Origin of the sequence: Marinifilum sp., assembly GCF_965230805.1 — a bacterium.
In the GTDB taxonomy this organism is placed as follows: Bacteria; Bacteroidota; Bacteroidia; order Bacteroidales; family Marinifilaceae; genus Marinifilum.
The window spans coordinates 1,551,385-1,564,016 of sequence record NZ_OZ246019.1; the positions used below are offsets into that span (position 1 = coordinate 1,551,385).

The window sequence follows — 12,632 nt, forward strand, 5'->3', positions numbered from 1 at the left end:
AATTACAATTCCTGATGAATATCCCCTCCTAAAATCTCATTAGCCAAACTACTAAAATCCTCATCCGACAATGCAGGTTTCTCATAGCTTTCAGTATCCCAAATCTCAATTTTGTCATCCTGCCCAGCTAAAGTTATTTCCTTTTTAAATCCAGCAAAATCAAAAAACTTTTTCGGTATCAAAATCCTTCCATTATTGTCGATCTGTACTTCAGCCGTTCCTCGATAAAATTCACGAAGGAAGGCGGCATGCTTCTTATTAAATGCATTCACCCGAACTCTCACCATTTCAATTTGCCTTTCCCATTCTTTCATTGGATACAGATCAAGACACCTGTCATGAAGATTTTTTCTAAGCACCAACCGATTTTCAGAATCTCCATTTAGTAATTTCCGAAACGCCGAAGGTAATAAAACCCGACCTTTTGCGTCTAACTTACATTGATAATCGCCTATGAATGTTTGCATTAAATAAATCAATTTACATTTGTAAAATTAGATAAAAAAACTCCCACTTTCAACCACATGCACCCACTTTTAGACTATTGTTGATAACTTTTCTTCTACCAGGCAAGTAATTATTCTTCAACATGTTGTATTATGACCTAAAACAGATCTAACAAAGCAATAAATTTGCGATATTTGCTAGCCTAATAAATCTATTTTAAACTTTTATGGAAAGTAATTCAGATAATTATTTGAAAATTGATATTGAAAAAGTATTTGCCAGCAAAAGTGAAAAACTAGCAAAACTTCTTCCTGGTTTTATTATTCGCTATTTGAAACGCATTTTGCATCAGGATGAAATCAATGACTTCCTTTCGAGAAATCATCAAAAACGAGGTGTTGAATTTGCCGAAAGCGTTTTGGAAGAACTTGACATCACTTTCAGAGTTGAAGGACTTGAAAACTTAGACAAGAATTCCAGATATTTATTTGCATCCAACCATCCTCTAGGAGGACCCGATGGCATTATCCTAATCAGCATTTTCGGAAAAGTGTTTGGCAACATTAAGTTTTTGGTAAATGATATTCTTATGAATATCAAAAACTTATCTGATATTTTTATACCAATCAACAAACATGGCGGGCAAGCTAAAACAGCAGCTCTTTTACTGGAAAATGCCTACAAATCAGATGCAACCATCCTTACTTTTCCAGCAGGCCTGGTTTCCAGAAAACAAAAAGGTAAAATCGAAGATTTAGAATGGAAAAAGAGCTTTATTGCCAAATCGATAAAACACAAAAGAGATATTGTACCAATCCACATAGATGGCAGAAACTCATTTTTTTTCTACAATTTAGCCAATCTTAGAAAGTTCCTTAGGTTAAAATCTAATTTGGAAATGTTATATTTGCCAAACGAGCTTTTTAAGCAAAGAGGAAGAACTTTTACCGTTAGAATTGGGAAACCCGTTTCTTACAAAACTTTTGACAAGAGCTTATCGTATGATAAATGGGCTGAAAAGATGAAAACAGAAACTTATAAACTTGCAGATACCTAAAAGCAAAAAAAAATACGCTAATCAAAAATCAAATAACATTAGTCTTATTTGTCTAAATAAGTAATTATTTTCATCTCTCAGAAAAACCAATAATAAAACACCACACCGAGGATTAACAACACTTTACAATGAAAGAGATTATACCCCCTGTAGCAAGAGAAGAGCTTGAAAAAGAGTTGACAGAAGAGAGATTTGTTCGCAGGACCAACAAGGGGTCAAATGATATTTACTGTTTCACTCATCACAATTCACCAAATCTAATGCGAGAAGTAGGGCGCCTAAGAGAAATTACCTTTCGAAAAGCAGGTGGAGGGACAGGCAAAGAAATTGATATCGATAAATTTGATATCGACGAAAAACCATACCACCAACTAATTGTGTGGGATCCGAAAGCCAAAGAAATATTAGGCGGCTACAGATATATTCTTTGTACCGAAGCTCCTGTTGACGAAAATGGGAATACGTATTTGGCAACCTCAAGACTTTTTAACTTCTCAGATGATTTTAAGAAGAACTACATGCCACACATGATTGAACTTGGCCGTTCTTTTGTCCAACCCGACTATCAATCAATAAAAAAAGGCAGAAAAAGCTTATATGCATTAGATAATTTGTGGGATGGACTTGGTGCTTTAATTGTGGACTATCCTAAAATTAAATACTTCTTTGGTAAGGTAACCATGTATCCTGATTATAATAGAGATGCAAGAAATCATATTCTATATTTCATGGATAAAATGTTTAACGATCCTGATAAGCTTGCCAAACCTATTACTCCATTAGTTACCCATATGGATGAAGAAAAACTAGCTAAGGATTTTTGTTACGACACCTTCGAAGATAACTACAAAGTATTATCTCAGAACGTACGTGGCAATGGTGAGAATATTCCACCGCTAATTAACGCTTATATGGGACTTTCGCCAACAATGAAGTGTTTTGGAACTGCAGTTAACACGCACTTTGGAGATGTTGAAGAAACGGGAATAATGATTACCATTGCCGATGTTTACGAAAACAAAAAGGATAGACACATTTCATCCTATTTATCCTTTTTAAACATCAAATTGCCAAAAAAGCCCCACCTTAAAATCTTTAAGAAGAAATAATAAACTTAATTCATAAAAATAAAAAAAGCCGATCTAACACTGATCGGCTTTTCTGTTATTAAATTCAACTAATAAGACCTTTTATCATTTCCTTCAACATAGTTTATAAATGAAGTATTCACAACTTTATTTCCCCCGGGAGTTGGGTAGTTTCCGGTAAAGTACCAATCTCCATTATTTTCAGGACATGCTTGGTGTAAATTTTCTATAGATTGATACACAATCTGAACCTCTGCATCCATACCTACAGGAGTAAGTAATTCAGCAATTTTGGCCGAAATTTCTTCAGCGGTAAATGGTCTGTAAATCTCTTTAACGTAGTTCACAATCTCTTCTTTCGGCAGATTCTCCTGTGCTTTACACTTTTGGTAAGTTTGCTCAATAACATTTTCCATTCCACGTTCTTTTAGCATGGCAATGGTTGCATTAAAGGCAATAAACTCTCCCATTCTGGTCATATCAATTCCATAACAATCCGGATAACGGATTTGCGGAGCAGATGATACAATTACAATTTTTTTTGGGTGAAGTCGATCCAAAATCCTCAAAATACTCTTTTTAAGAGTAGTCCCTCTAACAATTGAATCATCAATCACTACCAGATTGTCTTCCTTATTCTTAACAACTCCATAAGTAACATCATAAACATGACCAACCAAATCATCCCTACCTTCATCGTTAGTAATGAAGGTTCTAAGCTTAACATCTTTAATGGCAATTTTTTCGACACGAGGCTCTACTGATATAATTTCCTGGAGCTTCTCTTCGGTCCAACTCCCATTCAACTCATGAATTTTCTCCTTTTTTTCCTCCATTAATTTCTCCTGAAGACCTTGCATCATTCCATAGAATGCTGTTTCGGCTGTATTTGGGATAAATGAAAATACAGTATTCTTAATATCATGATTAACAGAATCTAATATGGCTGGAGTAAGCAATTGCCCTAGTTTTTTCCTTTCTTTATAGATGTCTTTATCACTACCTCTCGAGAAATAGATCCTCTCAAATGAACAAGACCTTCTTTTCTGAGGAACGCGAACAGGAAGCTCTTCAACTTTACCATCTTTTTTAATGATAACAGCGTTCCCCGGCGAAATTTCCTTAATGCTATTCGCTCGAACATTAAAAGTAGTTTGGATTACTGGTCTCTCCGAGGCAATAACAACCACCTCATCATCCTGATAATAAAATGCAGGTCGAATCCCCCAAGGGTCTCGCATTACAAATGAATCACCATGACCAAAAATGCCTCCAACAGCATAGCCTCCATCCCAAGATCTGCTTGCACTTGATAGAATTTTTTGGATATCAATACTATCCTCAATTAATGGTGAGATTTCTCTATTTGAGTAACCATCATTTTTATATTGACGAAATAACAATTGATTTTCTTCATCTAAATAATGTCCGACTTTTTCTAGGATTGTTACCGTATCAGTATAATCTTTTGGATGTTGTCCCAAGTCTACCAATAGATTAAAAAGCTCATCAACATTTGTAAGGTTAAAGTTTCCTGCTAAAACCAAATTCCTCGATTTCCAGTTGTTTTCACGCATTACAGGATGGACAAAATCAATGCTATTTCGCCCAAATGTACCATACCTTAAGTGTCCTAAATACAACTCCCCTGCAAATGGTAAATTTTTCTTCGCCCAAACAGGATCTTCGAATTTTTCAGGATCATCCTGTTCCCCCAAAGATAAGCGATTGTAAATATTTTCGAAAACTTCCTTAATCGGCTGGTTTCCACAAGATCTTTCTCTGGAAATATATTTTTCTCCGGGAGTTTGATCTAACTTTAACCCTACAACACCTGCACCTTCCTGTCCTCTATTATGTTGTTTCTCCATCAACAAATAGAGCTTTTGAATACCATATTGCCAAGTTCCATATTTCTTCTTGTAGTATTCGAGAGGTTTCAGCAATCGTATCATTGCTATTCCGCACTCATGCTTTAACTGATCACTCATTCCTTACTTCTTAAAATGGTTATTTAGTATGTATTTTGCTATTCTATATTCTCGTTAACAGTTAATTCACCCTCTTTTTTTAATGGTTCCATTTCGGAAAACATGATCTCGGTTTTAACCGGATAACAATTTGGATAAAATTCAGAACATGCTTTATACAACTCTATTGATTCAAGTTTTGTTCTAAAATTACCCACTCTAACTCTAAAATCAGGAGCCGTATACACAACATAAGCTCTTTCTTCCGGAAACAATTCCAAGAACTCTTCTTTTATTTGGAAAGCTTTCTCTCTATCGGTGCTACCTCCAAAAAATATCTGTATTCTATAGCCTGTGAATCTTTGTTTCTGAGAATTAATAATACTATCGGTTTTTAACAATTGTTCTATGCGCTCATCCTGAATAATATTGACAATCCCCAGCGAATCCTTTTCATTCTCAAGTTCCACATAATTTTGAGCATTCAAATCATTCATAAACATTACTAATACGTAAACTGCTACCAACCAACAATACTTCATATGTACTTATTTTAAAATTCTAAATAGCTTCCAACCAATAACCAAGCTCTTAACTCCAATTCGGAACCGAAAGAACCGGAATTTCCGATTTGTTCACCATTTGCTCAGCATATGAACCAAAAAACATACTAAATGAAGTTTCGGCCTGCTCAGTCATAATGGCAATTAAATCAGCATTTACTTCTCTTGCATACTCAAGAGCTGTGATGGTATTATTCTCACCTTGTCGAATACTTTTTACCATTTCAATATTTTTATCTGTCAAATATTCCTCTGTCTGTCTTATATAGTGCTCAATTTTTCCGACAATGGCAGAGTCAGAAGACTCATGCACTCCTAAAACATGAACTTTTGCACCACATGCTTTAGCAAGATCGGTAACATAAGGTATTTTTTTCCTTGTTTCGTTAGTAGCATCCAAGGGCATTAAAATCGTTTTTACACCACCAGCTTGCAATTCTTCACGAACAGTTACCACAGGACAGTTGGCATTATTTACCACTTTAAATGCATTACTCCCGATAAAAAACTCTTCGAAACCCGAAGCCCCGTATGCACCCATCACGATTAAATAAGAATCTCCATATTTAGCTTGATTTACAATCTCACGATAAACGGTACCTGTCCTTATTTTAAAATCAAAAACTCCATTCTCTACAATATAAGCAGGCGAATGAAGTTCTATCAGCTTTTCAAAATATTCCTGAACAGTATGTACGATTTGATCCTCAAATTCATCAAAGTGAAAAGGAATTTCAAATTTCATTGATTTTTTCACATGAATCATTCTTAAATCCGTACAGAGGTTGTTTGCCAAGTTTAACGCAAACTTTAAAGCCTTAAGCGAATCACCCGAAAAATCTACCGGAACCAAAATACGTTTCATTTTGCAAAGTTTTTCATTAATCTGCGATCAAAAGCAATTCCCAATTTCAACAATACCCAAAATTGGCAACAAAAAGAGAATCCTTTTCTAAACTCACTCAAAATCAATACTTTTCAAATAGCTGAATTTGCGGGATAAAAATACACAAAATTATTTAGCAACAAACACTATTTTCTCCCCAAAGCAATCTTAAAAAATGCGTCATGAGTGCGATCATAAAATTTATCAGTACAATTAAATTTACGAATTTATCACTTAATCCTATTGATCTATTTTTATCATCAAAGTTTCTATAATTCCGGCATTAGTCTAAAACGCGCATGATTAAAATAATTCTTAAACAAATACACTAATGATTATTTTGATCTTGCGACTTTCATCTAACAAATGGGAAAAACTATAAACAGAAATGCGTCATCCGCTTCTTGCCAATCAATTGAGATAATGTAACTTTGCCCGAAATTTTAAACTGAGGATATCAGAATGAGCGAAATAAGTAAGAAATTGTTTTTGGAGACCTATGGATGCCAAATGAATGTAGCAGATAGCGAAGTAGTTGCTGCAATCATGCAACATGATGGATTTGAAATTACCAAAACAAGAGAAGAAGCAGATGTAATTCTAGTAAATACATGCTCTGTTCGCGAGAATGCAGAGCAAAGAGTAAGAGGTAGAGTTCAGGGATTTTCAGAACTAAAGAAAAAGAACCCAAAATTATTAATTGGTGTTATTGGCTGCATGGCTGAACGTTTAGGCGGTAAACTTTTTGAGCAAGAAAAAAATGTTAATATTGTAGTTGGTCCTGATGCATACATGGATTTACCCATGCTAGTTGAAAAAGCTGAAAAGGGAGAAAAAGCAATCAATATCGATTTATCGCTCACTGAAACTTACAAAGACATTTGTCCTTCCAGAATAGATGAAACTGCTATTTCTGGATTTGTTTCCATCATGCGAGGATGCAATAACTTCTGCACCTACTGTATTGTTCCTTACACCAGAGGTAGAGAAAGAAGTCGCAATCCTGAAAGCATACTCAAAGAGTTGAGAGACTTGTCTGGGAGAGGTTACAAGGAAGTTACTTTGTTAGGACAAAATGTGAACTCATTCAAATTCAAAAACTCACTTGCTGAAGTGAATTTCCCGGAATTACTCGAAATGGTTGCCAAGGCCGAACCCAACATGAGAATTCGTTTTGCCACTTCGCATCCTAAAGATATGAGTGATGATACTTTAAAAATAATCGCCAAATATCCTAACATTTGTAAACACATCCATTTACCTGTTCAATCAGGAAGCGATTCGGTGTTAAAAAATATGCGCAGAAAATATACACGCGAGTGGTACATGAACAGAATCGAGGCCATCCGCCAAATTGTGCCAAATTGTGGTATTTCAACCGACATTTTCTGTGGTTTCCACAACGAAAGTGAAGAAGATTTTAATCAGACTTTGGAATTGATGAAATGGGCTAAGTACGACTTGGCTTTCATGTTTAAATACTCCGAAAGACCCGGAACTTTTGCCTATAAAAATCTGGCTGATAACATTCCTGAAGAGGTTAAAAGTGAACGTCTAACCCAGATGATCGAGCTCCAGAATCAATTGTCGCTGGAAAGCAACCAAAAAGATATTGGACAAGTTTTTGAGGTTTTGGTTGAAGGTGTTTCAAAGAAATCGGATCAAGAGTTATTCGGAAGAAGTTCTCAAAACAAAGTAATCGTATTCCCTCGCAAAGACTATAAAATTGGTGATTTGGTACAAGTAAAGGTTAGCAGTTGCACGCAAGCTACACTACGGGGAGAATCCGTATAACAACTGCTTTATAATGATTTCATGCTAAAACTGGTATAAAACCTTGAGTCATGCTTTCGCATGACTCTACATTTATTTTTTATAATAACATAAGTAAATGTTCTCCGAATGCTTTTATGGCTTTACAATTGGCCTAAAATCCTACTCAATAGTTTAAGGAACCATTGAGTATCCAAATCATTTAATGCAGTATCAGAATCTCTAGTTCTTTCCTATCGAAAATGGTTCTCTCATCCCAACAAGATCGACTAACTCCAGTACATTTTCTGAACAGTTTGCTAATGAAAAAAGTCGTTCGTTGGCCTGAGCAAGCTCAGCCATTGCTTTAAGGGCAGTTAAACCTTGTGAATCGGTAAAACTCACCCCCTTTAGATCCAGGACAATTTGCTTTCCTGATTTCTCAATAAAATCAATGATTTCCTTCTTCACCATTTCCGAAATCATAGCATTTATTCTGCGCGTTCCTTCTAAAGAAGCGATAACAGATTGTTCTTGTGTCCGAAAATTCAACATACAATTCTAATTGATTTTTAGCAATTTAGTACAAAACAAAGAAAACGGAATTTCTTAAATAATCAAGCTTAAGCTTCTTATTTATAGTTGATCCGATTTAAATATCTTAGTACGATAACGAACATGATTTTGTTCACATTCGAACAACTTTTTCATAAAAAATATACAAATTATCCTGATAACCTTGCCCTTACATTTTTTGGTATAGTATCTGATACCAAAGTCTAGTCTATAAATAATCTAATCACAATTTAAAAATTTTAATATCAGACCAATTCATTATGATTAAAAAATTATTTTTCCTCACTACATTTTTAATTGCACTTGCAAAAAGTTTACTCGCAATGGATACACCTCTATGGTTAAGGTATCCTGCTATCTCACCAAATGGTGAAACCATTGTATTCGAATATGGTGGCGATTTATTTACCGTTTCCTCTAAAGGCGGAGTAGCCTATCCGCTTACAACAAATAAAGCATACGATTACAAACCAGTTTGGTCTCCCGATGGCTCAAGCATCGCTTTTGCATCAAATCGATTTGGCAATTTTGATATCTATAAAGTTGCTGCCAATGGTGGAACTCCTGAAAGATTAACCTTTTATTCCGGGGGAGAATCTCCATCTTCGTTTACCCCTGATGGAAAGCACATTTTATTTTCTGCATTGATTAGTGATGACACTAAAAATGTAATGTTCCCTTCGGGTGCACTTTCTGAACTGTACAGTGTGCCAAGCGATGGTGGAAAAATTTCTCAGATTTTAACCACTCCTGCTCTTGACGCTCGCTACAGCAATAACATGGAATACATCCTGTATCACGACAGCAAAGGTTATGAAGATCATTGGAGAAAGCACCATACATCAGCAGTAACACGGGACATTTGGTTATACGACACCAAAAACAAAAAGCACAGCATGTTCTCTACATTTAAAGGAGAAGATTTGTATCCTGTATTTAGTGCAGACAATAGAGAAATATATTACTTATCAGAAAAATCGGGAAGTTTTAATGTTTGGAAAGCCCCTGTTTCTGATAAATCAAATCTTACCCAAATCTCAAACTTCGATACACATCCGGTTCGATTCCTAAGCATTTCGAATGACGACAAACTGTGCTATTCATACCATGGTGAAATTTACACTCAAGAAAAAGGCAAAAAACCTGTAAAACTGCAGGTAAGTTTGGCAGTTGACAACAAAGAAAATGCGGTAAGTTTTGAAAAGTTTAGCAGTGGAGCAAGCGAAATGGAAGTGTCGCCTAATGGCAAAGAGCTTGCTTTCATAGTGCGTGGTGAAGTCTTTGTTACTTCGGTTGAATACGGAACTACCAAAAGAATTACCAACACCCCCGAACAGGAACGTTCGGTTAGCTTTAGCCCCGATGGGAAAGCATTATTATACGCTTCGGAACGCAATGGAACCTGGAATCTTTATCAAACAAAATTGGTGCGCGAAGGCGAAACTCAATTCTCTAATGCTACTATTCTAAAAGAAGAAGCGATTTTGGAAACAGAAGCCGAAACTTTCCAACCTAAATTCTCGCCTGACGGAAAAGAAGTGGCCTTTCTTGAAGAAAGAGTTATCCTTAAAGTGATCAACTTAAAAACAAAGAAAGTTCGTGAGATTCTGGGCAAAAAATACAACTACTCCTATTCTGATGGCGATCAGCACTACGATTGGTCTAACGACGGAAAATGGTTCTTGGTTGATTTTTACCCCCATACTTTATTCATGTCGGATGTTGCCATTGTTGATGCCCAAGGAAATGGAAAAATGCATAACCTTACCGAGAGTGGTTACAGCGACACTAATGCCAAGTGGTCGTTAAATGGAAATGCCATGATTTGGTTTACCGATCGCCGTGGATATCGTTCTCACGGTAGCTGGGGTTCTCAATCGGATGTTTACATTCAGTTCTTCAACCAGAAAGCTTTTGACGATTTTAAATTATCGAAAGAAGAAAGAGAATTGCGTAAAGAAGAAGAAAAAGCAAAAAAAGAAAAAGACAAAAAAGAAGAAAAAGAAAAGAAAGATAAAAAAGACAAAAAGGATAGCAAGGATAAGAAAGACAAGGAAAAAGAAAAAGATCTTGATATCGAATTTTCAGGCATGGAAGATCGTCAGATTTGTTTGACAATAAATCCATCGAACCTATCGGATGCAATTTTAACTCCTGATGGAAAAAAATTGTTCTATCTAAGTAAATTCGAAGATGGTTATGATCTTTGGGTAAACGATTTGGAAAAGAAATCGACTAAAAAAATATTGGATTTGAAAGGTGGCGGTGGAGCCATGCAGTTCGATAAAAATGCAAAGAACTTATTCCTGATGTCGGGAAGAAGCATTATTAAGGTAGATGTTGCTTCGAACAAGCGCAAGAACATTAGCTATTCAGCTGAGATGTATCTCGACAAATCGAAAGAACGCGCATATATGTTCGAACATATATATAAAACCATGCTTAAAAAATTCTACGATCCGGAAATGCATCAACTCGACTGGGATTTTTACAAATCGGAATATGAAAAATTCTTGCCTCACATTAACAACAACTTCGACTATGCTGAAATGTTGAGCGAGATGTTGGGGGAATTGAATGCATCACACACTGGTTCGGGATATCGATACAGTGCAAAAAATGCTGACAAAACTGCCAAATTAGGCGCATTCTACGATTGGAACTACGAAGGCGACGGCTTAAGAATTACCGAAATCCTTGAAAAAGGACCCCTAAACCAAGCCGACTCAAAAATTAAACCTGGCGTTATTATCGAAAAAATTGATGGCACTCCCATAACAAAAGACAAGAGTCATTATCCTTTACTAAACCACAAAACAGGCAAAAAAGTTCTGTTAAGCCTTTACAGCCCTTACACGAAAAAACGTTGGGAAGAAATTGTAAAACCAGTATCAAGCATTTACAACTTACTTTACGAACGTTGGGTTAAAAGTCGTCAGGAAGAAGTAAAACGCTTGTCGAATGGTAAGATTGGTTACGTTCATGTTAGAGGAATGAACTCGCCTAGTTACAGAAAAGTTTATTCTGAGATGATTGGCAAATACGCCAACTGCGATGCAATTATAGTTGACACCAGATTTAATGGTGGTGGCTGGCTTCACGACGACTTGGTTACCTTGCTAAGTGGTAAGGTTTACTCAACCTTTTCGCCACGAGGGCAGGATCTTGGAACTGAACCCATGACCAAATGGAAAAAACCTTCGGCTGTGTTAATTAATGAAGGAAATTACTCTGATGCTTGCGGATTTCCTTATGCATATCAGACCCTTAAAATTGGCAAACTAATTGGAATGCCTGTTCCGGGAACCATGACTGCTGTTTGGTGGGAAACACTTCAGGACAGAAGCCTGTATTTTGGTATGCCAATGGTTGGCATGAAGGATATGAATGGCCATTATATCGAAAACCAACAAATTGAACCAGATATTAAAGTTCGTAATGATTACGAAATGGTGGTTCAGGGACGCGATCAGCAACTTGAAAAGGCAGTAGAACACCTGCTTGAAGAAATTAAAAAGAAATAGTCTGTGTATTTAATGATATCCTGCAAAGCACATGAAACGTTTGATTGTGCTTTCAGGAAATCATAAGGGCTAACAAAAACATGCGAGGCAGGGCTCAATACTTCTCAATTCACCTCAAATGAATTGAGCCTTGTTCTCGTTTTATTCCAATTATATAATCTCATTTGCTACCTCCGCTGCTTGTTTTTAGATGAGAAAAAAGTCAAATCAATTATACCACTTGCAAGTTTAACAGGAAACACATCGAAATTATTGGTTTAGAAATCGTATGATCCCTAAATAACGTGAGTTCGACATAAAATTCGTTCACAGTTTGATCTGATTTTGAGTAGAAATTTTCTCAGATTTTCGAAGGAATATCGGGATATTTCAAGAAGATTTGAGGAAATTTATGCCGAAAGCAGGCAAATAATGGAAAGTTCTCTTTACGACATCTTTACATTAAAAATTCCTCAAAATAGCCCGCTATTCTTTCCAAATTTTTAATGCAAATCTATCCCAAATATAACTTCCTGTGGATAGAATGTTACGTCGAAATCACGTTAAATAGGCATTCCAAAATTTCAATTCTTTGCTTTGCCTAAACTGGCATCAACTAAAAAATCATTTTTTTGCTTTGCCTAAACAGGCACGAGGCAAAAAATCAATTTTTCGAGCTTTGCCTAAACTGGCATTGCTTAAAATATCATTTTTTGCTTTTCCCATTTAGGAAATCAGAAACAAGCATGATTAAAAATATGCGGTAATGATTATTTTGATCTTGTAACTT

The 12,632-nt window shown here is 35.9% G+C and carries 9 protein-coding genes; 4 read left to right on the forward strand and 5 right to left on the reverse strand.

What is annotated here, in order from left to right; translation table 11 throughout:
• Positions 1-2: 2 nt before the first annotated feature.
• Entirely contained in the window at positions 3-467 is a 465-nt protein-coding gene (gene mraZ / locus ACO05S_RS06105; RefSeq protein ID WP_421920637.1) for a division/cell wall cluster transcriptional repressor MraZ, read from the reverse strand.
• A gap of 206 nt (positions 468-673) precedes the next feature.
• Here mraZ and ACO05S_RS06110 point away from each other — a divergent pair, with 206 nt between their 5' ends.
• Both ACO05S_RS06110 and ACO05S_RS06115 read left to right on the forward strand, forming a co-directional pair.
• On the forward strand, positions 674-1,504 hold the full coding sequence (locus tag ACO05S_RS06110) for a 1-acyl-sn-glycerol-3-phosphate acyltransferase (protein WP_421920638.1): 831 nt from the start codon (positions 674-676) through the stop codon (positions 1,502-1,504).
• 128 nt (positions 1,505-1,632) lie between these two features.
• On the forward strand, positions 1,633-2,613 hold the full coding sequence (locus ACO05S_RS06115) for a GNAT family N-acetyltransferase (protein ID WP_421920639.1): 981 nt from the start codon (positions 1,633-1,635) through the stop codon (positions 2,611-2,613).
• Positions 2,614-2,681: 68 nt separating this feature from the next.
• On the opposite strand, the gene ACO05S_RS06120 is transcribed toward ACO05S_RS06115, so the two are convergent.
• The 3 genes from ACO05S_RS06120 to ACO05S_RS06130 are packed head-to-tail and all read right to left on the reverse strand — an operon-like array spanning position 2,682 to position 5,990.
• Positions 2,682-4,583, reverse strand: coding sequence for an amidophosphoribosyltransferase (locus tag ACO05S_RS06120; RefSeq protein WP_421920640.1), 1,902 nt, complete (start codon positions 4,581-4,583; stop codon positions 2,682-2,684).
• A 38-nt stretch (positions 4,584-4,621) separates the two neighbouring features.
• Positions 4,622-5,104: a hypothetical protein gene (locus tag ACO05S_RS06125; RefSeq protein WP_421920641.1), complete on the reverse strand. Its 483-nt coding sequence runs from the start codon at positions 5,102-5,104 to the stop codon at positions 4,622-4,624.
• A 49-nt stretch (positions 5,105-5,153) separates the two neighbouring features.
• A complete protein-coding gene (locus tag ACO05S_RS06130) occupies positions 5,154-5,990 on the reverse strand; it encodes a universal stress protein (protein WP_421920642.1) in 837 nt (278 codons plus the stop codon).
• Positions 5,991-6,473: 483 nt separating this feature from the next.
• Here ACO05S_RS06130 and miaB point away from each other — a divergent pair, with 483 nt between their 5' ends.
• Positions 6,474-7,805, forward strand: coding sequence for a tRNA (N6-isopentenyl adenosine(37)-C2)-methylthiotransferase MiaB (gene miaB, locus ACO05S_RS06135; protein ID WP_421920643.1), 1,332 nt, complete (start codon positions 6,474-6,476; stop codon positions 7,803-7,805).
• Positions 7,806-8,006: 201 nt separating this feature from the next.
• On the opposite strand, the gene ACO05S_RS06140 is transcribed toward miaB, so the two are convergent.
• Positions 8,007-8,318, reverse strand: coding sequence for an STAS domain-containing protein (locus ACO05S_RS06140; protein ID WP_421920644.1), 312 nt, complete (start codon positions 8,316-8,318; stop codon positions 8,007-8,009).
• Positions 8,319-8,662: 344 nt separating this feature from the next.
• Between ACO05S_RS06140 and ACO05S_RS06145 the strand changes: the two genes are divergently transcribed.
• Complete coding sequence (locus tag ACO05S_RS06145; RefSeq protein WP_421920645.1) at positions 8,663-11,863, forward strand: S41 family peptidase; 3,201 nt, start codon at positions 8,663-8,665, stop codon at positions 11,861-11,863.
• The last annotated feature ends 769 nt before the right edge of the window (positions 11,864-12,632 follow it).